Origin of the sequence: Flavobacterium glycogeni (genome assembly GCF_048286775.1) — a bacterium.
GTDB lineage: Bacteria > Bacteroidota > Bacteroidia > Flavobacteriales > Flavobacteriaceae > Flavobacterium.
The window spans coordinates 81,840-105,076 of the sequence record NZ_JBLVPV010000001.1; the positions used below are offsets into that span (position 1 = coordinate 81,840).

Genomic DNA, 23,237 nt, shown 5'->3' on the forward strand with positions numbered 1-23,237 from the left:
TTGATGAGATTTCTCCTTCGTCGAAATTGACAAACTGTACGGTTTGAACTAAGATCCTTTTTATTACATCTATAACTAGCATACTACACGTTTTTAATTATAAACTCTAATTTACTTATATTTGTTGACCAAAACAAAGTTATAGTGAGTCAAATCAATAAGCTGAAAATATTCAATGATCCCATTTACGGGTTTATTACCATTCCTAACGCCTTAATTTACGATTTAATCCAGCATCCTTATTTTCAACGGCTGCGACGCATTTCCCAGATGGGATTGTCGTATTTAGTCTATCCGGGAGCCAATCACACGCGTTTTCATCATGCTTTGGGTTGTATGCATTTGATGCAAAAAGCAGTCGATGTATTGCGATTCAAAGGTATTTCGATATCTCCCGAAGAGGAAAATGCGCTGTATATTGCTATTTTATTGCATGATATAGGTCATGGCCCTTTTTCACATGCTATGGAAAAAAGCATTGTTGAAGATGTGCATCATGAAGAAATATCGCTGTTATTCATGAACCAATTGAACGTGGAATTTAACGGTCAGTTAAGTTTGGCAATTCAGGTTTTTAAAGGAGAATACAATAGGAAATTCATGTTGCAATTGATTTCCAGTCAATTGGATATGGATCGAATGGATTATTTGAAACGCGACAGTTTTTACTCGGGAGTGGCAGAAGGAAATGTCAATTCGGAGCGACTGATTCAAATGATGAATGTGGTGGACGATTACTTGGTAATTGAAGAAAAGGGAATTTATTCCGTCGAGAAGTTTTTGATGTCCAGACGATTGATGTATTGGCAGGCGTATTTACACAAAACCAGTTTAGTGGCAGAGTTGATTTTGATGAAAATCTTAAAACGCGCCAAAGAACTGACGCTAAAAGGAGTGCCATTGCCTTGCAGTGAACCATTATTATTTTTCATGCAAAACAAAGTGACTATAGAGACTTTTGACGCTGAAACGTTGGATTTGTTTGCTCAATTAGATGATTTTGATATTATTGGTGCTTTAAAATCTTGGCAAAAACAAGATGATTTTATTTTGTCATCATTAAGTAAAATGATTGTCAATCGAGATTTACTAAAAATAAAATTAACGAGTGATAAAGTGATGATTGAGGAATTACAGCCGCTAAAAGAACGTTTTGCGATGGAGAATAATATTTCATTATTAGAGACCAATTATTTTATTTTTAAAGGTAAAATAAAAAACCAAGCCTACAGTAAAGAAGCGGAACCAATACGAATTTTGAAAAAAGACAGCACAATCGAAGACGTTATAGAATCTTCCGACCAGCTGAATTTAAAATCGTTATCTAAATTGGTGACCAAATATTATATTTGTTTCCCAAAACAACTGTTATAAAAAGACCATTTAAAATCTATTTTTTTATATTTTTGTCGCAATGAAATTTACAGCAGAACAAATAGCAGGGATTTTAGAAGGAGAAGTTGTCGGGAATCCCATGGCAGAAGTTTTTAGATTGTCAAAAATCGAAGAAGGTGCTGAAGGATCACTTACTTTTTTATCAAATCCTAAATATCTTAATTATATATATTCCACAAAAGCTTCAGTCACAATTGTTAACGAGACTTTTGTGCCGGAATCACCTTTAACTACCACATTAATAAAAGTACAGGATGCGTATGCCGCATTTTCTAAATTATTAGAGTTTTACAATCAGGTGAAGTTGAATAAAAGTGGAATAGAGCAGCCTTCTTTCCTTTCGCAGAGTGTAAAATACGGAGATAATTTATATCTTGGTAGTTTTAGTTATGTGGGACAGAATGTAGTTTTGGGTGAAAATGTAAAAATTTATCCTAATTGTTTCGTTGGAGATAATGTAGTAATAGGGGATAATGTAATTTTATTCGCTGGCGCAAAAATTTATTCGGAGACCGAAATCGGGAATAATTGTACGATACATTCCGGAGCTATAATAGGTGCTGATGGTTTTGGTTTTGCACCAAATCCGGACGGAACTTATACTAAAATTCCGCAAATAGGAAATGTGATTATTGAAGATAATGTAGATATTGGCTCTTGTACTACTATTGACAGGGCTACAATGGGTTCTACCATTATCAGAAAAGGAGTAAAGCTTGACAATCAAATTCAGATTGCGCATAATGTTGAAATTGGTGAGAACACCGTAATTGCCGCTCAAACCGGTGTCGCAGGTTCTACAAAAATTGGAAAAAGTGGCATGATTGGCGGACAAGTTGGAATCTCTGGACATCTAACTATTGGAAATAATGTTCGAATCCAAGCGCAATCAGGTGTGGGACGAAATATAAAAGATGATGAAATCTTGCAAGGAAGTCCTGCATTTGGATACAATGATTTTAGTAAATCGTATGTTCATTTCAAGAATTTGCCTAAAATTGTTGCAGAAATAGAAGAATTAAAAAAACAAATATTAAACCAAAAAAATGGAAACAATGGTTAAACAGAAGACCATCAAAACAGAAATTTCGCTAACTGGAGTCGGATTACACACAGGAAAAGAAGTAAAAATGACTTTCAAACCTGCTCCAGTCAATAATGGTTTTACTTTTGTTCGAGTAGATCTGGAAGGACAACCTATTATTGAAGCTGATGCAAATTATGTTGTGAACACTCAAAGAGGAACCAATTTAGAAAAATTAGGGGTGCAAATTCAAACGCCTGAGCATGTTTTAGCAGCATTAATTGGTTGTGATTTAGATAATGTTATTATAGAGCTAGATGCTTCAGAGCTGCCTATAATGGATGGTTCGTCTAAATATTTTGTTGAAGCTCTTGAAAAAGCAGAAATAGAAGAACAGAACTCAAAAAGAAATGTATATGTAGTAAAAGAAGTTATTTCTTTTACAGATGAAGCTTCTGGTAGCGAAATATTAGTAATGCCAAACGATTATTATTCAGTTACTGCAATGGTAGATTTTGGCACTAAAATATTAGGTACTCAAAATGCTACAATGAAAAGCATTGCTGATTTTAAAACTGAAATATCAGAGTCCAGAACCTTCAGTTTTTTGCATGAATTAGAATCTCTTTTGGAAAACGGTTTAATAAAAGGAGGCGATTTAAATAATGCCATCGTTTATGTAGACAAAGAAATTTCGGTATCAACCATGGAGAGTTTAAAAGTAGCTTTTGGAAAAGACGAAATAACCGTTAAGCCAAATGGTATTTTAGATAACCTTACGTTGCATTATCCAAATGAAGCGGCAAGACACAAACTGCTTGATGTGGTGGGTGATCTAGCTTTGATTGGAACAAGAATTCAAGGAAAGGTAATTGCCAATAAACCAGGTCATTTTGTGAATACACAATTCGCAAAAAAAATGGCTAAAATTATAAAAATAGAACAAAGAAATCATGTTCCTGTTTATGATTTACATCAAGAGCCTTTAATGGATATTCATAAAATCATGGCGGTTCTTCCTCATAGACCCCCGTTTTTATTGATTGACAGAATCATTGAGATGTCTGAAACCCATGTTGTGGGTATGAAAAATGTAACAATGAATGAGAATTTCTTTGTTGGACATTTTCCTGAAGCTCCAGTTATGCCGGGCGTTTTAATTGTTGAAGCAATGGCACAAACAGGAGGAATTCTGGTATTGAGTACCGTTCCTGATCCAGAAAATTATTTGACCTATTTTATGAAAATAGACAATGTCAAATTCAAACATAAAGTGTTACCTGGTGATACTTTAATTTTTAAGTGTGATTTAATTACTCCTATCAGAAGAGGAATTTGTCACATGCAAGCAAATGCTTACGCAAATGGAAAATTAGTTGCTGAAGCAGAATTAATGGCTCAAATTGCCAAAAAACAATAGATTTAGATTAAAACTAAAATCCTCCATTTGAAAAAATGAGAGTAACGTTTGTATTCTGAAAAATAAAAAAAATAAAAAAAGCAGATGAATCAACCACTAGCCTATGTTCATCCAGGCGCTAAAATCGCCAAAAATGTTGTCATCGAACCATTTACCACCATTCACAATAATGTAGTTATTGGAGACGGAACTTGGATAGGTTCGAATGTTACCATTATGGAAGGCGCAAGAATTGGAAAAAATTGTAATATATTCCCTGGCGCAGTTATTTCGGCGGTTCCACAGGATTTAAAATTTGGTGGAGAAGATTCTTTAGCAATAATTGGAGACAATTGTACCATTAGAGAATGTGTAACGATCAATAGAGGAACAATTGCATCCGGACAAACTACTTTAGGTAATAATTGTTTGGTAATGGCAACGGCACACATTGCTCATGATTGTCACATTGGCGATAATGCTATTATTGTAAACGGAGTAGCTTTGGCTGGTCACGTGACAGTTGGTAATTTTGCTGTTATTGGCGGTTTGGCAGCAATCCATCAATTTATCCACATTGGAGATCACGCGATGATATCTGGTGGATCTTTAGTAAGAAAAGATGTTCCGCCATTTACAAAAGCTGCAAAAGAGCCTTTGTCGTATGTTGGGATTAATTCTGTTGGATTAAGAAGACGCGGTTTTACAACTGAAAAAATAAGAGAAATTCAGGATATTTATAGAATTCTGTATCAAAAAAATTACAATACAACTCAAGCTTTAGGTATTATTGAAGCAGAGATGGAAGCGACACCGGAAAGAGATGAAATCATTGATTTTATTCGAAATTCATCAAGAGGAGTAATGAAAGGATATTCGGGGAACTACTAAAAAATTAAAGTAGTTTTCAGTTACCAAAAATAAAAATAGTAATAAAAATAAAAAAATAATGGCATCTACATCAGATATTAAAAACGGATTGTGTATTAAATACAACAACGATATTTACAAAATCATTGAATTTCTTCACGTAAAACCAGGAAAAGGTCCTGCTTTTGTTAGAACTAAATTGAGAAGTTTGACTAACGGAAAAGTATTAGACAACACCTTTTCGGCGGGTCACAAAATTGAAGAAGTTAGAGTAGAAAACCATAAATTTCAATTTTTATACCCAGAAGGTGATCAATTTCATTTTATGAATGTTGAATCATTCGAACAAATTACTTTGAATAAAAACATCTTGGATTCTCCAGATTTATTGAAAGAAGGAGAAAATGTAATGGTAAGTATCAATACAGAAACTGATTTACCTCTTTCTGTAGATATGCCGGCATCTGTTATTCTTGAAGTGACTTATGCAGAACCAGGAATTAAAGGAAATACTGCTACAAATGCAACAAAATCAGCAACTGTTGAAACTGGTGCAACTGTAAATGTTCCTTTGTTTATTAATGAAGGAGATAAAATTAAAATTGATACTGCATCAGGTTCTTACATGGAACGTGTAAAAGAGTAGATTACAATGTTCAGTATTCAGCTTGCAAATGGGCTGAATACTGAATATTGAAACCGAATATTAAATTTATGAAATTCCAAAAAGTTTACACTTTAGAAGAAATTGCAAGTATCATCGACTGTGAATATGTTGGTGATAAGAATTTTCCAGTGACAGGAATGAATGAAATTCATGTTGTTGAATCAGGCGATATTGTTTTTGTGGATCATCCTAAGTATTATGATAAAGCATTAAACTCAGCAGCAACTATTGTTTTAATCAATAAAAATGTAGCGTGTCCAGAAGGAAAAGCGTTGTTGATTTCAGACGATCCATTTAGGGATTTTAATAAATTAACGAACTATTTCAAGCCATTTCAATTTTCGAATGTTTCAATAGCTGCTTCAGCTTCAATAGGTGAAGGAACTATAATACAGCCTAATACATTCATAGGGAATCATGTTGTTATTGGGAAGAATTGTTTGATTCATTCTAATGTTTCGATTTATGATTATACCGTAATTGGCGATAATGTAATGATTCACGCAGGAACCATTCTTGGTGCTGATGCGTTTTATTATAAAAAACGTCCTGAAGGATACGATCAATTACTTTCCGGTGGAAGAGTGGTCATTAAAGATAATGTTGGTATTGGAGCTCTTTGTACGATTGATAAAGGAGTTACTGGCGATACCACTATTGGCGAAGGCACAAAAATTGACAATCAAGTGCATGTAGGTCATGATACTGTTATTGGAAAAAAATGTTTAATTGCTTCACAAACCGGAATTGCAGGTTGTGTTATTATTGAAGACGAAGTTACTATTTGGGGACAAGTAGGAACCACCAGCGGAATCACGATAGGAGCAAAGGCAGTTATTCTTGGTCAAACGGGAGTTACAAAATCAGTAGAAGGAGGAAAGTCCTATTTTGGTACACCAATTGAAGAATCAAGAGAAAAATTGAAACAATTGGCTAATATCAAGAAGATACCAGAAATTCTAAATAAACTAAAATAATATGTCTGCTAAAGAAGTCGTTCAGAAATTTTACAAATCAGATGCTCTTATCGATAGCGAAGTCATAAAAGATTTTTTGCATCCTGAAGTGATCGTTGAATGGAATAGCAGTAAGGGATTTATCCAATTGGATTATGATTCTTTATTGAGCCTGTCTAATGATTTAAGTAAAGCCTATGTTCGTTCAAAGGTTAGAATTAGTCATATTATGTCTGAAAATGATTTAATTTCGGTACGGTACTCTCATTTTGTGAAAACGATAGAGAATCCTAGAGAAGAAATGTTATTGGCGCATTTTATGGTTATTTGGCAAATAAAAGACAATAAACTATTTCGAGGGTATCAAATGAGTCAATTATCATAATTTAGTAGCAAAAAACTGAATACTGAATACTGATTACTGATTACTATTTTATACTTTTGCATAACAATTTTAAAAACTACATAAAAAATATATCATGAGTGTTTTAGTTAATAAAGATTCCAAAATAATTGTTCAAGGTTTTACAGGAAGCGAAGGAACTTTCCATGCTTCTCAAATGATTGAGTACGGTACTAACGTTGTTGGTGGTGTAACTCCAGGAAAAGGGGGAACAACTCACTTAGACAGGCCAGTTTTCAATACTGTAAAAGATGCTGTAGAACAAGCAGGAGCTGATACGACTATCATTTTTGTACCGCCTGCTTTTGCTGCTGATGCAATTATGGAAGCTGCAGATGCTGGAATTAAAGTAATTATTGCAATTACTGAAGGAATTCCTGTTGCTGACATGATAAAAGCAAATAGTTACGTTAAAGAAAGAAATTCTAGATTAATAGGTCCAAACTGTCCAGGTGTAATTACTCCGGGTGAAGCTAAAGTTGGTATTATGCCAGGTTTTGTTTTCAAAAAAGGAACTGTTGGTATTGTATCTAAATCGGGAACATTAACGTACGAAGCTGCTGACCAAGTGGTAAAACAAGGATTAGGAATCACTACTGCAATTGGTATTGGAGGAGACCCAATCATTGGAACTACTACAAAAGAAGCAGTTGAATTATTGATGAATGACCCTGAAACGGAATGTATCGTAATGATAGGTGAAATTGGTGGACAATTAGAAGCTGATGCTGCTCATTGGATCAAAGCGGATGGTAACCGTAAACCGGTTGTAGGATTCATTGCAGGAGTTACCGCTCCAGCAGGACGTACAATGGGACATGCAGGTGCAATCGTTGGTGGATCTGACGATACTGCTGAAGCTAAGAAACAAATCATGAGAGAATGTGGAATTCACGTGGTAGATTCTCCAGCTGAAATTGGTAAAAAAGTAAAAGAAGTTTTAGGTTAATCTAAACTCTAATTAAATATTTTAAAAGCCTCACAATTTGTGGGGCTTTTTTATTATAAATTGAATTAAAGAAATATCTTTGCACTTTATTAAATGCATCTGTTTTTCAGATGTAATCCTAATAAGAACAAACATAAACGAATGGTTTCTAATGGGCCTCACGATTTTGTGGGGTATTTTTTTGCCGAAGCCAGTTCAAATAAAAATAAAATAATATGTACAAAGAGTTAAAAAAATTCAAAGTTACCAATCAGTTTTCATTTACTACAGAGGACAGTCTAGCAGAAGTTTGTAATGCTTCAGAAGGATCTGGAGTGTTTTTAGTGTATTCTGTAGGGGAGGAAAAAGAGTTGATTATGGTTGGTTCTACTGGAACTGTTCAAAATGATGGAACTTTGAAAATTAAAAATGGTGGTCTAAAAGAAAAAATTGTAGAAGGACACCAATTTGCAAAAACAGGAAGAAAATATTCTTGGCCAGCACAAATGAAAATCGAAGATATCAGCACGCTAGAAGTGGTTTGGTATGAGACATTCAACGATAAAACAAAAGCAATCCCAACATTTGTAGAAGGACAAGTTTTACAAAATTTCCTTGACGAAAATGGAAGATTGCCAAAATGGAATGTAGCTTTTTAATTGTTTAAAGTCTGTTTTCCAATATTTTAATTATAATTGCGTCACATTTTTATGTGACGCTTTTTTCTGAATTATTATTTTTTTTGAATGAAATCCAAATTATTTCATAAATAATTAATTACTTTTGCACCCGTTATCACGAATCCTTTAAAAGGATAGCAACCTGCAACAACAAGCAAGGTGCTAAAACGATAAGCCAAATCCTTTGGAAAAAATGTTGTTTTAATCATTTTTATATTTTGGTTTATTTGTTAGTCGTGGTAATGGATTCATTTTATACCATTATTTATGACAAAAAAAATTCAACTAAAAGGAAATGCATTGGCATTACTTCCGTTATTTATTTTTATTTTAACCTTTTTAGGAGCTGGAATTTGGCTTAATGATTTTTATGCATTCCCATCTCCAGTAGCGGTTTTATTAGGGATTATAGCTGCTTTTTTACTTTTCAAACAATCAACAGAAGACAAAGTAAATACTCTAATTTCCGGTTGTGGCGAGAGTAAAATAATCACCATGTGTTTGATTTATTTGCTTGCAGGCGCTTTTGCCACTGTCACTAAAGCAATGGGAGGAGTTGATTCTGTGGTGAATTTAGGTATCAACAATATTGATGTGGCTTATTTTCCATTAGGAATTTTCCTGATTGCTTCTTTTCTTTCGACTGCTACAGGAACTTCAGTTGGTGCAATTGTAGCATTAGGACCAATTGCGGTAAGTCTTGCTGAAAAAAGCGGTTCTCCGCTTGCGTTAATCGCGGGATCTTTATTGGGGGGCGCCATGTTAGGGGATAATCTATCGATGATTTCTGATACAACCATTGCGGCTACTCAGTCTTTGGGATGCGAAATGAAAGATAAATTTAAAGTAAATCTGTTCATCGCTTTTCCGGCTTCGGTAATTACCATTTTTTTACTTTTCTATTTAGGATTAAATTCGGAAGTTACGGCTGTCGCTATTCCAAAATCGAGCTACGAATTAGTGACTATTTTGCCCTATTTGCTAGTGATTGTCCTTGCCATAATTGGAATTAATGTTTTCACAACTTTAATCATCGGAATTGTGGTAGCAGGAATTATTGGAATTATTGGTGCCGATTTTACTATTTTAGTGTTTGCACAAAAAATATACGAAGGGTTTACGAGCATGACCGATATATTCTTGTTATCCATGCTTACGGGTGGTTTAGCGGCATTGGTAGAAAAAGCAGGTGGAATTGATTTTGTCATTCACAAAATTAAATCAAGAATTAAAAACAAAAAATCGGCGCAAATGGGAATTGGTACCTTAGTGAGTTTTACTAATATGGCTATCGCCAATAATACGGTTTCCATTGTTATTACTGGTTCTATAGCCAAAGAAATTAATGATGAGTATAATTTGAGCTCTAAAAAAACAGCAACTTTACTGGATATTTTTGCTTGTATTGTACAAGGAATTTTGCCTTATGGCGCTCAAGTGTTGTTGATTTTAAGTTTTGCTAATGGTAAACTGAATTTCTTAGATTTACTCAGTAATGCTTGGTATCTCTTATTTTTGTTTTTAGTTACTTTAATTGCCATTTACAGCGATTTTTGGGATAAATCGATAAATAGATTTTTGAAAGTTTAAGCTTTTGACATAAAATTTTTGAATTGAATTGTTATATTTGTCTTATAAAAAAAAATACAAACGAACGATAGAATATGAAATTACTAGAAGGAAAAGTAGCCATAATTACAGGTGCGAGTCGCGGAATTGGAAAGGGAATTGCTGAAGTTTTTGCAAAACATGGAGCAAATGTAGCATTCACCTACAGCTCATCTGTAGAATCAGCTTTGGCATTAGAAAATGAATTGAATGCGCTTGGAATTAAAGCCAAAGGATACCAATCAAATGCTGCCGATTTTAATGAAGCGCAAACTTTTGTTGATGCGGTTTTAGCTGAATTTGGAACGGTTGATATTCTAATTAACAATGCCGGAATTACTAAAGACAACCTTTTGATGCGTATGTCTGAAGGAGATTTCGATCAAGTAATTGATGTTAACTTGAAATCGGTTTTTAATATGACCAAAGCAATTCAACGTACTTTCCTGAAACAACGTTCTGGTTCTATAATCAATATGAGTTCAGTAGTAGGGGTGAAAGGAAATGCAGGACAAACTAATTATGCTGCTTCTAAAGCGGGAGTTATTGGTTTTTCTAAATCAGTAGCATTGGAATTAGGATCTCGTAACATTCGTTGCAATGTAATTGCTCCAGGATTTATAGAAACAGAAATGACGGCTAAATTAAACGAAGATGTTGTAAAAGGATGGAGAGACGGAATTCCGTTGAAACGTGGCGGAACGACTGAAGATGTTGCCAATGCGTGTCTTTTCTTTGCTTCAGACATGAGTGCTTACGTAACGGGACAGGTTATGAATGTTTGTGGAGGAATGCTTACCTAAAAAAAATAGTGATCAGTCATCAGTGCTCAGTTGCTGAATACTGATGACTGAACACTACTAAAATATGACAACAAACACTTTACTATTATTACTTCTTTCTTTACTAATAGCTGGCGGTTTGTCATTTTTTCAATATATCTACAAAGCCAAAAACAAATCGAAAATCGGTTGGTTTTTGGCTTTTTTGCGTTTTTCATCCATTTTTGGAATTTTATTATTGTTGATTAATCCAATAATAACCAAAAATACGCTTGAAACCGTAAAAACGCCTTTACCGATTGTTGTTGACAATTCGAGTTCTATTTCGTTTTTGAATGCCAATGAAAAAGCATTGGAATTGTATAAAAAAATACAATCAAACTCGGATTTACAAGAGAAATTCGACGTGCAATCGTATCAGTTTTCAGATGATTTTAAACCTACAGAAACATTTGATTTTAAAGGAACCCAAACTAATATTGATGTTGTTGCCAAAAATCTAAAAAGTATTTATAAAAATGCAATCTATCCAGCGGTTTTAATTACTGATGGAAATCAAACTTCCGGGAATGATTATGTCTATAGTTTTGATGTTGTGAATAAAATATATCCCGTAATTGTAGGTGATACAACGACTTTTTTAGATTTTAAAATCAATCAGCTGAACGTTAACAAATACGCTTTTCACAAAAATAAATTTCCTGTAGAAGCTTTTTTACAGTATTCAGGAACAAAAAACGTAACAGCTGATTTCATCATTTCGCAAGGAAATTCGGTATTCAGTAAACAATCTATTACCTTTTCGCCTTCCAAAAAAACGGCAATTGTAAGTGTGCTTTTACCGGCTGATAAAATAGGATTACAGGTTTTTAAAGCCTCTATTTCATCGAAAGAAAAGGAAAAAAATACGTATAATAATACCAAGAATTTTGCGGTTGAAGTTATAGATCAAAAAACAAATATTGCTATAGTATCTGCTATAAATCATCCTGATTTAGGGGCGCTAAAAAGGGCCATTGAATCTAATGTACAACGTAAAGTAACAATCATTAAGCCAAATGAAGTCAAAACATTGCAAGATTTTAATGTTTTAATTTTATACCAGCCAACAACCGAATTCAAAACCATTTTTGAGAATAATAAAGGTGCCGGAATCAACACGTTTATTATTACTGGAAACAACACCGATTTTAATTTTCTGAATCAGCAGCAGGATAATTTGAGCTTTAAAATGAGCGGACAAAAAGAAGATTATTTGTCGGTTTTTAATACTCAGTTTAATTTGTTTGCCATTGATAATATCGGGTTTGAAAATTTACCGCCTTTACAAAATGCTTTTGGAACCGTAACTACAAAAGGAACGGTATCAGTTTTACTTTCATCCAAAATTAGAACAATAGATACGAATGCGCCTTTACTGGCTTTTACAGAAAATCAAGGCAGGCGATCCGCTTATCTTTTGGGAGAAAACAGTTGGAAATGGCGCTTGCAAACACACGTCAACAATCAATCTTTTGAAAAATATGATGTTTTTATTGATAAGATTATTCAATTTTTGGCTTCGAATAATTCTAAAAAATCATTAGTGGTTGAACATGAAAGTTTCTATAATTCAGATGAACCCATTGAAATAACCGCGCAATTTTTTAATAAAAATTATGAGTTTGATGAAAAAGCCCGTTTGACTATTGCGGTAACAAATACCAAAACCAAGCAAACGAAAAATTACGATTTATTAAAAGGAAATAATTCCTATAAAGTCAATCTTGACGGATTGAAAGCCGGTCCTTATGCGTTTACCGTAAAAGAATTAAATTCTAAAACGACGTATTCCAGTAGTTTTGAAATTCTTGATTTTGATATCGAAAAGCAATTTGTCAATCCCGATGTGGAGAAATTGACACAATTAGCCACACAAACACAAGGAAAAGCGTATTTTTCGGATCAAGTAGATGTGTTGATTAAAACGCTTTTAGAAAATGAGGAATATAAAGCGATACAGAAGAACATTATTACTAAAACTCCTTTGATTGATTGGATTTGGTTATTGGTTTTAATTTCAATTTTGCTGGCAACTGAATGGTTTGTTCGAAAATACAACGGATTACTGTAATAAAATACAATTAAACAACATGGATTTTAGACTAAAAGTGTTTTATACCGTTGCCAACCGTTTGAGTTTCACTAAAGCTGCAACGGAATTGTTTATTACGCAACCTGCGATTTCCAAACATATTCAGGAATTAGAGGAACAATATAAAATCAAACTGTTTGATAGAAATGGTTCTAAAATCTCACTGACAACCGCCGGTGAAGTATTATTAAAACACACCAAAAATATTTTTGAAGTATACCGCGAGATAGATTTTGATATGAGCACGCTGATTAATCAACGTTCCGGATTGTTACGATTAGGAGCCAGTACAACTATCTCTCAGTATATAATTCCGCCGCTTTTAGCTCGTTTCCATCAAAAATTGCAAGATGTAAAAGTGAATTTACTGAATGGAAATACGGAACAAATAGAAAACTCTTTATTAAAACAGGAAATTGAAATAGGTATAGTTGAAGGGCAATCAAAAAACAAGTCTATTAAATATACCGAGTTTTTAAAAGACGAATTGGTTTTAGTCTGTAAGAGTTCCAATCCATTAGTCAGTCTTGATGAAGTGACTCAGGAAGATCTTAAAAGGATGCATTTTTTAATGCGGGAACAAGGCTCAGGAACACTTGAAGTTATTGAACATGCGTTGAAACCATTTGAAATTAAACTATCAGAATTAATAATTGAAATGCAATTGGGAAGTACGGAAAGCATAAAATCCTATTTGATGAACTCTGATTGTGTGGCTTTTATATCCATTCATGCGATAAAAAAAGAACTTAAAAACAATGAACTGGCGATATTAGACATTAAAGATTTAATCATAGAACGTTTCTTTTATGTCATTACGTTACAAGGAAAAACCGATTCGCTATCGGATTTGTTTATCCAAAACATTTCGAATCATTATAATTTAAAGTTATAGCAGATTATAATTTGCGATTGGCATTAATAGTTTTATATGCTCACCTTTGTACTGTAATAATTCAACAACTTTTCATTGGAAACGCATCAAAAAGTAATTCAGAAAGAATCCTTTATTTTTTTTAAAATAAATGCCAAATTACAGCAACTCATTTTTGTTGCATTGCTATTGTTCTGCACATCAACTTTTGTTTCTCCGCCAATTGCTTTAGTGTTAGGATTGATTGTAGCCAACCTTTTTGGGCATCCTTTTTTAGAATTGAATCATAAGGCAACTCATTTTTTATTGCAGTTTTCGGTAATAGGACTGGGTTTTGGAATGAATGTCCACAGTGCTGTTTCTGCTGGTAAAGAAGGCTTTTTGTTTACTGTCATTTCTATTTTCAGTACTTTGGTTTTAGGGACTTTTCTGGGGAAATGGTTTAAAACGGAAAAGAAAACATCTCATTTAATTTCTTGCGGAACGGCAATTTGTGGCGGAAGTGCCATTGCTGCTATTGCGCCCGTAATCAAATCAAATGAAAAACAAACTTCAGTTGCTTTGGGAGTGATATTCATTCTGAATTCGGTGGCTTTATTTTTGTTTCCCGCCGTGGGTGATTGGTTGGATTTATCTCAAAAAGAGTTTGGATTATGGTGCGCCATTGCCATTCATGATACGAGTTCTGTGGTAGGAGCAGCCAGTAAATATGGTCCGGAAGCATTACAAATTGCCACAACGGTAAAATTAGCCCGTGCGTTATGGATTATTCCTGTAGCATTGATTACTGCTTTTATTTTTAAAAATAAATCGGGGAAAATAAAAATTCCTTATTTTATCGGATTATTTATTTTGGCGATGATTGCTAATACGTATCTGCCACAAATTAAGATTATGGCACCGCATTTGGTTTCTGTTGCCAAAATTGGTCTGACGGTGACTTTGTTTTTGATTGGAGCCGGATTAAATAGAACTGTTTTAAAATCGGTGGGATTGAAACCGCTTGCGCAGGGAATTTTGCTTTGGACATTTATAGCAATAGCTACTTTGGTCTCGATTATTTATCTAAAATAGTTTTATGATGAAAGGTTTTTCGTTTGATAACATGAAATTGCAATCGGATGTAATCATACAAAAGCGCAATTAATAAAAAAGTTGCGGCAACAAAAAGGGTTTTCATTTCCAATAAATTATAAAGGAAACCACCTGAAAAACAGCCGATAAAAAAGAACGTAATAATGGATAATCTCAGATAGATACTGGTTTTTAATTTTTTCTTTTCTTCTGGTTTTTTATAGAAAAATAATTGAGACAGTTCAATTCCCAAATCAGTAAAAAGCCCCGTTAAATGGGTTGTTCTAACTGTAGATTGAGAAATTTTGGTTACCAAAGAGTTTTGTATTCCCATGGCAAAAAGCATCGAAAAAGCAATCCATTTCCCTTCAATGCTGGATAATGCTGATTGTGCTCCGAAAACCCCAACACCAATCAAAACAATCATTTCCAGAGAAATAGGGATGACATGAGATAAATTTGGATGTTTCTTGGAAATCAATTCCGCTAAAAAATTAGAGGTAAAAGCGCCAAACAAAAAGAAAATAGTGAATACAAAAAAGGTAATTGCGGCTGCATAATCCCGCTTCATGATTTCTTCGGCAAAGTAGGCGAAATGCCCCGTAACATTGGTAGTTAATGTTTGTATCGATAAAACTCCGGTAACATTTACAATTCCGGCAACAAAAGATAATAAAGTGGCTAAACGAAGATTGTGAATAAAAGTTCTGTTTTTTCCTTGATGTCGAAACATATTTATAGTTTTCTTTTTTAATTAACAGAATCTTAAACCCAATTTTTTCTAATAACGATTTAAAGAAATACATTTGCACTTCAAAAAAATAAATTTAATGAAAAATTTTAAAATTAGACCTACGTTTATCGCGTTATCTACTCTTGGAGTTGCTTTTTTTCTTTTGTCATGGGGAATTATTGGACATGAACGAATCAATAGAGCGGCGGTAATGGCACTTCCAAAACCATTACAGACTTTCTTTTACAATCATATTGATTTCATCACGCAAGAATCTACCGTTCCAGATTTGAGAAGAAATGTTTTGAATGATAAAGCAGAGCCACCTCGTCATTATTTTGATATGGAGAATTTTGGTGCAGTAGAAACTTTTCCTAAAACGATGGAAGAAGCGAAACTAAAATACGATGAGAAGTTTTTGACTAAAAACGGAATATTACCTTGGTATATTCAGGATATGATGGTCAAATTGACAAAGGCTTTCAAGGACAAAAGAAAGAACGAAATATTATTTATTACAGCTGATTTAGGGCATTACATTGCGGATGCGCACATGCCGTTGCATACTTCAGACAATCACGATGGACAAAATACCAATCAAAAAGGAATTCATTCTTTGTGGGAAAGTCGTTTGCCGGAATTGTTTGCTAAAGATTATAAATTGATTGTAGCGCAAGGAAAATATTTAGAGGATGTGGACAAAGCAACTTGGGATATCATTTTTGATACCCACAGTTTGGTGGAGCCTTTATTGGCTGCGGATAAAAAACTAAGAACCGCAACTGCTGAAAACAAAATGTATGTAACAGATGCAACTGGAAATATTGTAAAAAACAAATATGGTGGAATGTTATATTCAGATGAATATGCCGGTAAATTCCACACGGAGTTGAATGGTATGGTTGAAAAACAAATGAAAAAAGCCATTACTGCAACGGCGAGTTTTTGGTATACGGCTTGGGTAAATGCAGGAAAACCGGATTTAAGTAATCTTGATGCTACCGAACTTACAAAACGCAACAGCAAAACTTTGAAAAAGGATTTAAAAACTTTTGAAAAAGGGAATCTTTTTGGCTTGACAAACGAAAAAGAGTAACGTTATACTTCCAATTAGAAAACGGGTGAGATTTTAATTTCACCCGTTTTTTTTATGTCAATTAATTTTTTGGTATTTCTTTTTCTTTAACATATCCGAGGCGGTTTGATAGTATGAAATCGTTTCGTTTACTAAATCTGTTCTTTCTTTTGACAACGGTATTTGATCGTAATGAATTTGGAAATCACGAGCTACTTCCTGGTTTGGTTTCAAAGTCAATTGAAATTGTTTCACTTTTTGTTTTGGGGAAATAATCGTTAAAACATTGTCTTTAATCAATCCTAAATCCTGATAGGTTGCAATCAAAGCTCGAGGTTTATAATCTGGTTTTAAAACATCTTGGCCATAAAATTTACTTTGGTAATCAAAATTCAATAGTCCAAATACCGTTGGCATAATATCAATTTGTGACATCAGATTAGTATAGTTTTTTGGTTCAACAAAACCAGGACTATAAATTAAGGCAGGAATCCTATATTTATCTGCCGGAAGTTCTGTTTTTCCTGCGCTGGAAGCACAATGGTCGGCAATAATTACAAAAACGGTATTGGTAAACCAAGGCTGTTTTTTTGCCATATCAAAGAATTTTTTCATCGCATAATCCGTGTACTTTACACCACCATCACGGGATTTTGCATCACCCGGAATATCAATTTTTCCATTTGGATACGTGAATGGTCTGTGGTTGCTTACCGTCATTATATGATTAAAGAACGGCTTATTCGCTGCTGCTTCTGTGTTCATTACCTTGATTGCTTTGTTATACATATCCTCGTCACAAACGCCCCATACATTCGAAAAAGTGATTTCTTCAGGGGTAAATGTTTTTTTATCTACAATATCATAACCGTTTCCTGTAAAGAAATCTTCCATATTATCAAAAAAAGCATCGCCGCCGTAAAGATATTTTACATTGTACCCTTTTTCTTTGAAGATATTTCCAGTGGAGAATTTATTTTTATTGTCTTTTCTTTTCACAACGCTTTCGCCGGCAGTAGGAGGGAAACATAAAGTAACGGCTTCAAGCCCACGGACCGTTCTGTTGCCTACAGCATATAGGTTTGTGAAAACTAAACTTTTGGTTGCCAAACTGTCTAAAAACGGAGTGATATTCTTCTCGTTGCCATACATTTTCATAAACTCCGCGCTATAACTTTCAATAGTTATCAGAACTACGTTTTTATGATTTTCGGCAGCTTCATTTTTTATTTGTCTCAAAGTTGTTTCTCCTGAAATGGAAGGAATTTGTTGTTTTAATTGAGCAAAGGCCTCACTACTGGGAACTGTTTTGTAAAATTTGAAATAATCCAATTCACTATTCATAAATGCCAAGTAGAATTTGTAAATACCGTTTGCCTGAAGTTCATTTGCAAAAATATTTTGAGAATTTTCTTTGGTGGATAAAAATGGTATTGCCAATAAAGAAAGACCAAACAACACTAAATAAATCCCGGACAATTTTATTTTTTCTACAAAAGCAGGAATGCTTTCAATATAGTTTTTTGATTTTTTTACAATTAGATAGGTTACAATTCCAGCAATAATAAACAGTCCGGAAAATAGAGGAATGACAGGATACGATTCCATGATATTTCCAATGACTTCATTGGTGTAAATCAAATAATTTACCGCTATAAAATTGTATTTAACGCCAAATTCATTCCAGAAAAAGTATTCACTGATTCCATTTTGTAAAATTAAAACCACGTAGAGAAAAATCACAAAGGAGAACAGCCAAAATCTGATTTGGCTGCGGTATTTGGGCAGGAAAAGCAATAATCCAAATAAAACGGTTTTGATTGCTATAAAAGCAATGCCAATTTTAGGTAAGGCGCCACCATATTCATTAAGAATAGTATTGCCAAATATAACATAGAGTAATAAGGCTACCAATAAACCAAAAATGATGTAACCGTATGGTTTCAAATATTTAGAATTTGATATAAAAATAAGATAGAGCCATAAAAAGCCACTAAGTAAAATAAAAATAAAAAAGTCAGATATAAACCCGAAAATAAATAGGGACAGCGCATCAGTCCAAGTAAATGTGGTTTGTGTTATGGGATGAAAAAATAGGACAATCCTTAAAACAAAGCTTACGGCAATGTAGAAAAGTAATAAATAATAAAAAGGGGATGATTTTTTGATAAAATTCATAGTGCTATTTTTAGATGCAAAAGTATATATAATTTTTAGTATTATTTTTTAAGAATTGCTTAATATTTTGTGAAAAAACATTAATAACTTAAAATTTTTCACAAATTTTGGTGTTTAATTATAAATGAAATAGTTTTACACGTTTTATTTTGATTTAGTCACTTTAATGCGAATCAATATGGTTTTGGGGTAAATTACACGGATATTTTTAAGAGTGTAAAATCTGGAAATTCGGTTTTAAAAAATATTGATTTGAGGTTTAATTACTACAAAAGAAGTGGTAATTTAGCGGTACAATTATTGCCATTGACACAAACAAAAAATTTATGAAATCTGTGGTAAAAAAATAAAGAAGCAGAGCTTCGAGGAATAAAACCTAAAGAGATTAAACTTTAAATAAAAATTATGAATGATGCTCATTTACACATGGTCGTAAACCATTTTCCAATTATCGGAACCATTTTTGGAATTGGAATTTTAATCACAGGAATATTTTTAAAAAACAGTTCCGTAAAAAATACGGCTTATATTTTATTTATTGTTGCTGCAATTTTTGGGGCACTCAGTATGGGAACTGGCGAGGGAGCAGAGGAAATGGTTGAGGATTTTCCAAATATTGGTAAAGCAATTATCCATGAACATGAAGAACTAGCTGAGAAATTTGCTTTAGTACTTTATATAACGGGAGTTTTTGCATTAATTTCATTTGTAGCCGCTATAAAAAAGTTTCGACTGGCTAAAATATTTTCATTTATTACGCTTGTTCTGGCTTTACTAGCTGGAATTATTTCAATAAACGTAGGGACTTCTGGCGGTGAAATTCGTCATACTGAAATTAGAGAAGATGGCAGTGCCAAAATTGTAAATGATACAGATTCTGCTGAAACAGAATTGAATAAAAAGTAAATCGTAACAATTTTACGTCATTAAGTTAAAATAAAAATAGTTTTTTAAATAATTTATCTCTTATATTTGCAAAAGAATTTAATTCTAAAACACACAAAAATGTTTACAAATCAATTGCATCATCATCATTTTCATTATTGCTCTCAAGCGATGTGTTAATGGTATGTGTGTAAATCATCATATTCTAAAAACCCGTTTGAGTACATCAAACGGGTTTTTTATTACCCAAAATTTGTACTCAATCAAAATATTTTAAACAAAAACAAAAAAGACAAAATGAGTACATTAAAAATTGCAATTCAAAAATCAGGACGTTTAAACGAAGACAGCATTCAAATTCTTAAAGATGCAGGTATTTCAATCGATAACGGTATCGACCAATTAAAAGCCGAAGCATCAAATTTTCCATTAGAGGTTTTATATTTAAGAAATTCGGATATTCCCCAATATCTAATAGATGGAGTTGTAGATATTGCTATTGTTGGCGATAATTTATTAGTTGAAAAAGGAAACAATATTGAAGTAATTCAAAAATTAGGTTTTTCAAAATGTAAAGTATCCGTTGCAGTCCCGAAAGCATTTAATTACAAATCAATTCAAGATTTAGATGGTATGCGTATTGCAACTTCCTATCCTAAAACAGTACTTGATTTTTTTAATTCTAAAGGAGTAACAGTCGATATTCACCAAATCTCCGGTTCGGTAGAAATAGCTCCAAACATTGGTTTAGCAGATGCCATTGTTGATATTGTTTCCAGTGGAAGTACTTTGTTTAAAAATAATCTAAAAGAGGTTGAAGTTATTTTTAAAAGTGAAGCGGTTTTGGCTGTTTCTCCAAAAGTAAGTCCTGAATCTCAAAAAATAATCGATACATTAAAATTCAGAATCGAATCCGTTTTAAGGGCAAGAAAATCGAAGTATATCTTGATGAATATTCCAAATGACAAAATTGATGCTGTAGGAAAAATTCTTCCAGTATTAAGAAGTTTAACCGTTTTGCCTCTGGCACAAGAAGGGTGGAGCAGCGTACACTCCGTAATCGACAAAGATACTTTCTGGGATGTGATTGATCAGTTGAAAGAAGTTGGAGCCGAAGGAATTTTGGTTTGTCCAATTGAAAAAATGGTATTATAGAACAGTTGAGTGTTCTGGGTTAAGAGTTATGCGTCCTAATCCATAACTTTTAACGGATTAACTAAAAACTAAAAAACAATGAATAAAATATACAATCCAAAACCGGAAACTTGGTCTTCTATTTTAGAAAGACCTACAAAAACTGTTGATGATATTGAAGCTACTGTAAAAGAAATTTTTAAGGAAGTTCAGAAAAAAGGAGATAGTGCTGTTGCAAAATATACGTCGCTTTTTGACGGTGCTAAAATCGATAAATTAGAGGTTTCAAAAACTGAAATTGACCAAGCAATTGCGTCAATTTCTACCGAATTGAAAGATGCTATTCAATTAGCTAAATCAAATATTAAAAAATTCCATACTGCTCAAAAAACAAATAGAGTATCTGTAGAAACAATCGAAGGAGTAAAGTGCTGGCAGGAAAAAAGACCTATTCAAAAGATAGGATTGTATATTCCAGGAGGAACTGCACCCTTATTTTCAACTGTATTGATGCTTGCAGTTCCTGCAGAAATTGCTGGTTGTAACGAAATTGTGTTATGTTCTCCTCCGGATAAAAACGGAAATATAAATCCAGCTATTTTATATGCTGCGAATCTATGTGGAGTAACAAAAATTCTTAAAGTTGGCGGAATTCAAGCTATTGCCGGAATGACTTTTGGAACGGAAACGATTCCGAAAGTCTATAAAATTTTTGGACCAGGAAATCAATTTGTGACCGTTGCTAAACAATTGGCAACTCAGTTTGGAGTAGCTATCGATATGCCTGCCGGACCATCGGAATTATTGATTGTTGCTGATGACACTGCAGTTCCTGCTTTTGTAGCTTCTGATTTATTGTCACAAGCAGAACATGGAGCGGACAGTCAGGTGATTTTGGTTTCTACTTCCAAAAAATTAATTGATGCTGTAGAAGCAGAAATCCAAATACAGATGGAAGTTTTGCCAAGAAAAGCGATCGCCGAAAAAGCCATTGCGAATTCAAAATTAATTTTTGTGAAAAATGATACAATTGCCTTGGAATTAATCAATGAATACGGACCAGAACACTTTATTATTTGTTCAGAATTTGATGATTTTTACAGCAATGGCATTCAAAATGCGGGTTCTGTATTCATAGGGAATTATACACCTGAAAGTGCTGGAGATTATGCTTCAGGAACCAATCATACTTTACCAACCAACGGTTATGCCAAGAACTATAGCGGTGTAAATCTGGATAGTTTCACCAAAGCGATGACTTTCCAGAAAATATCTAAAAAAGGAATACAAAACATCGGTAAAGCTATCGAAATCATGGCAGAAGCGGAAGGTTTACAAGCACACAAAAATGCAGTTACATTACGATTAAAAGTAATTGAGGATGGAAAATAATTTTGATATAAATAATTTAGTCAGAGAAAACGTAAAGCAATTGAAACCGTATTCTTCGGCTCGCGATGAATTTGAGGATTTTGATACTGCAGATATGATTTTTCTGGATGCCAATGAGAATCCTTTTGAAAACGGTGTAAATCGGTACCCGGATCCTCAACAAATGAGTGTAAAAGCTATTTTAGCTAAGCAAAGAAATGTAAAACCAAATCAAATTCTACTTGGAAACGGAAGTGATGAAGTGTTGGATTTGTTATTCAGGGCTTTTTGTGAACCAAAAACAGACAATGTAATTACTTTGCCACCAACCTACGGAATGTACGGCGTTTTGGCTAATATCAATGCCGTTGAAAATAAAGAAGTCTTGCTTTCTTCAGATTTTCAACCTCAGATTGAGAAAATCATGGAAGCTGTTGATGAAAAAACTAAAATCATCTTTTTGTGTTCTCCAAATAACCCAACCGGGAATTCATTTTCGGATGAAAGTGTTGCGTATCTTTTGCAAAATTTTAAAGGTTTGGTTGTGATTGATGAAGCCTATATTGACTTTTCAAAAAAGGAAAGTTGGATTAATGAATTAGATGAATATCCAAATTTGGTGATTACTCAAACGTTATCAAAAGCGTATGGTCTGGCAGGAATTCGATTGGGAATTTGTTATGCATCTGCAGAAGTAATTTCAGTTTTAAATAAAATAAAACCTCCGTATAATGTAAACGAATTAACACAACAAAGAGCTATTGTTCGTTTGAACGATTCGGATAAGATAAAAACTGAAATAGCATCTATTATAGCACAAAGAGAAGAATTACTAAAAGTATTACTTGATGTAAATTTCGTCAAAAAAATCTATCCTACAGAAGCAAATTTTATTTTGGTGAAAGTGGATGATGCCAATAAAAGATACAATGAATTGATTGCAAAAGGAATTGTAATTCGAAACAGAACAACCCAACCGTTATGCGATAATTGTTTGCGTTTTACCGTTGGAACCGAATTGGAAAATAAAAAATTAATGGAAGTAATAACCCTGTTAGGGTCTTAAA

21 protein-coding genes and 1 riboswitch are annotated in these 23,237 nt (G+C 33.4%); of the genes, 19 read left to right on the forward strand and 2 right to left on the reverse strand.

The window, feature by feature from the left end; translation table 11 throughout:
* Positions 1-144: 144 nt before the first annotated feature.
* The 14 genes from ACNQGX_RS00345 to ACNQGX_RS00410 all read left to right on the forward strand — a co-directional run bounded on the left by ACNQGX_RS00345 (position 145) and on the right by ACNQGX_RS00410 (position 14,794).
* Positions 145-1,374 (forward strand): HD domain-containing protein, encoded by a 1,230-nt coding sequence (locus ACNQGX_RS00345; protein ID WP_417972978.1) that lies wholly within the window; start codon positions 145-147, stop codon positions 1,372-1,374.
* A gap of 40 nt (positions 1,375-1,414) precedes the next feature.
* On the forward strand, positions 1,415-2,458 hold the full coding sequence (gene lpxD / locus ACNQGX_RS00350; RefSeq protein WP_417972980.1) for a UDP-3-O-(3-hydroxymyristoyl)glucosamine N-acyltransferase: 1,044 nt from the start codon (positions 1,415-1,417) through the stop codon (positions 2,456-2,458).
* A complete protein-coding gene (locus ACNQGX_RS00355; protein ID WP_417972982.1) occupies positions 2,451-3,839 on the forward strand; it encodes a bifunctional UDP-3-O-[3-hydroxymyristoyl] N-acetylglucosamine deacetylase/3-hydroxyacyl-ACP dehydratase in 1,389 nt (462 codons plus the stop codon). The genes lpxD and ACNQGX_RS00355 overlap by 8 nt, the downstream gene beginning before the upstream one ends.
* 84 nt (positions 3,840-3,923) lie before the next feature.
* Positions 3,924-4,709, forward strand: a complete 786-nt coding sequence (gene lpxA / locus ACNQGX_RS00360) for an acyl-ACP--UDP-N-acetylglucosamine O-acyltransferase (protein WP_131916674.1) — start codon at positions 3,924-3,926, stop codon at positions 4,707-4,709.
* 58 nt (positions 4,710-4,767) lie between these two features.
* Entirely contained in the window at positions 4,768-5,334 is a 567-nt protein-coding gene (gene efp, locus ACNQGX_RS00365) for an elongation factor P (protein WP_417972985.1), read from the forward strand.
* 68 nt (positions 5,335-5,402) lie between these two features.
* A complete protein-coding gene (locus ACNQGX_RS00370) occupies positions 5,403-6,332 on the forward strand; it encodes a UDP-3-O-(3-hydroxymyristoyl)glucosamine N-acyltransferase (RefSeq protein WP_417972987.1) in 930 nt (309 codons plus the stop codon).
* A gap of 1 nt (position 6,333) precedes the next feature.
* On the forward strand, positions 6,334-6,696 hold the full coding sequence (locus ACNQGX_RS00375) for a nuclear transport factor 2 family protein (RefSeq protein WP_131916672.1): 363 nt from the start codon (positions 6,334-6,336) through the stop codon (positions 6,694-6,696).
* Positions 6,697-6,790: 94 nt separating this feature from the next.
* On the forward strand, positions 6,791-7,663 hold the full coding sequence (sucD, locus tag ACNQGX_RS00380) for a succinate--CoA ligase subunit alpha (RefSeq protein ID WP_131916671.1): 873 nt from the start codon (positions 6,791-6,793) through the stop codon (positions 7,661-7,663).
* A gap of 215 nt (positions 7,664-7,878) precedes the next feature.
* Complete coding sequence (locus ACNQGX_RS00385) at positions 7,879-8,301, forward strand: hypothetical protein (RefSeq protein WP_131916670.1); 423 nt, start codon at positions 7,879-7,881, stop codon at positions 8,299-8,301.
* 128 nt (positions 8,302-8,429) lie between these two features.
* Positions 8,430-8,526, forward strand: a riboswitch (SAM-I-IV-variant riboswitch).
* A 63-nt stretch (positions 8,527-8,589) separates the two neighbouring features.
* Complete coding sequence (locus tag ACNQGX_RS00390; RefSeq protein WP_417972990.1) at positions 8,590-9,912, forward strand: Na+/H+ antiporter NhaC family protein; 1,323 nt, start codon at positions 8,590-8,592, stop codon at positions 9,910-9,912.
* Positions 9,913-9,986: 74 nt separating this feature from the next.
* Positions 9,987-10,733 (forward strand): 3-oxoacyl-[acyl-carrier-protein] reductase, encoded by a 747-nt coding sequence (fabG, locus tag ACNQGX_RS00395; protein WP_035672321.1) that lies wholly within the window; start codon positions 9,987-9,989, stop codon positions 10,731-10,733.
* A 64-nt stretch (positions 10,734-10,797) separates the two neighbouring features.
* Positions 10,798-12,825 carry a hypothetical protein gene (locus ACNQGX_RS00400; RefSeq protein ID WP_417972992.1) on the forward strand — a complete coding sequence of 676 codons (2,028 nt, stop codon included), beginning with the start codon at positions 10,798-10,800 and terminating at the stop codon, positions 12,823-12,825.
* Between the two features lie 19 nt (positions 12,826-12,844).
* On the forward strand, positions 12,845-13,741 hold the full coding sequence (locus ACNQGX_RS00405; protein ID WP_417972994.1) for a LysR family transcriptional regulator: 897 nt from the start codon (positions 12,845-12,847) through the stop codon (positions 13,739-13,741).
* A gap of 96 nt (positions 13,742-13,837) precedes the next feature.
* A complete protein-coding gene (locus tag ACNQGX_RS00410; RefSeq protein ID WP_417973377.1) occupies positions 13,838-14,794 on the forward strand; it encodes a YeiH family protein in 957 nt (318 codons plus the stop codon).
* Here the strand turns inward: ACNQGX_RS00410 and ACNQGX_RS00415 are convergent.
* Positions 14,778-15,527: a YoaK family protein gene (locus ACNQGX_RS00415; RefSeq protein ID WP_417972996.1), complete on the reverse strand. Its 750-nt coding sequence runs from the start codon at positions 15,525-15,527 to the stop codon at positions 14,778-14,780. The genes ACNQGX_RS00410 and ACNQGX_RS00415 overlap by 17 nt on opposite strands.
* 97 nt (positions 15,528-15,624) lie before the next feature.
* Between ACNQGX_RS00415 and ACNQGX_RS00420 the strand changes: the two genes are divergently transcribed.
* On the forward strand, positions 15,625-16,623 hold the full coding sequence (locus ACNQGX_RS00420) for a zinc dependent phospholipase C family protein (RefSeq protein ID WP_417972998.1): 999 nt from the start codon (positions 15,625-15,627) through the stop codon (positions 16,621-16,623).
* Positions 16,624-16,680: 57 nt separating this feature from the next.
* Here ACNQGX_RS00420 and ACNQGX_RS00425 read toward each other — a convergent pair whose 3' ends face one another.
* Positions 16,681-18,780 carry an LTA synthase family protein gene (locus tag ACNQGX_RS00425; RefSeq protein WP_417973000.1) on the reverse strand — a complete coding sequence of 700 codons (2,100 nt, stop codon included), beginning with the start codon at positions 18,778-18,780 and terminating at the stop codon, positions 16,681-16,683.
* Positions 18,781-19,185: 405 nt separating this feature from the next.
* On the opposite strand from ACNQGX_RS00425, the gene ACNQGX_RS00430 reads away from it, so the two are divergent.
* The 4 genes from ACNQGX_RS00430 (at position 19,186) to hisC (ending at position 23,236) form a co-directional block, all read left to right on the forward strand.
* Entirely contained in the window at positions 19,186-19,686 is a 501-nt protein-coding gene (locus tag ACNQGX_RS00430) for a hypothetical protein (RefSeq protein WP_417973002.1), read from the forward strand.
* Between the two features lie 276 nt (positions 19,687-19,962).
* Complete coding sequence (hisG, locus tag ACNQGX_RS00435; RefSeq protein ID WP_417973004.1) at positions 19,963-20,820, forward strand: ATP phosphoribosyltransferase; 858 nt, start codon at positions 19,963-19,965, stop codon at positions 20,818-20,820.
* A gap of 78 nt (positions 20,821-20,898) precedes the next feature.
* On the forward strand, positions 20,899-22,191 hold the full coding sequence (gene hisD, locus ACNQGX_RS00440; RefSeq protein ID WP_417973006.1) for a histidinol dehydrogenase: 1,293 nt from the start codon (positions 20,899-20,901) through the stop codon (positions 22,189-22,191).
* A complete protein-coding gene (hisC, locus tag ACNQGX_RS00445; protein WP_417973008.1) occupies positions 22,181-23,236 on the forward strand; it encodes a histidinol-phosphate transaminase in 1,056 nt (351 codons plus the stop codon). The genes hisD and hisC overlap by 11 nt, the downstream gene beginning before the upstream one ends.
* The last annotated feature ends 1 nt before the right edge of the window (position 23,237 follow it).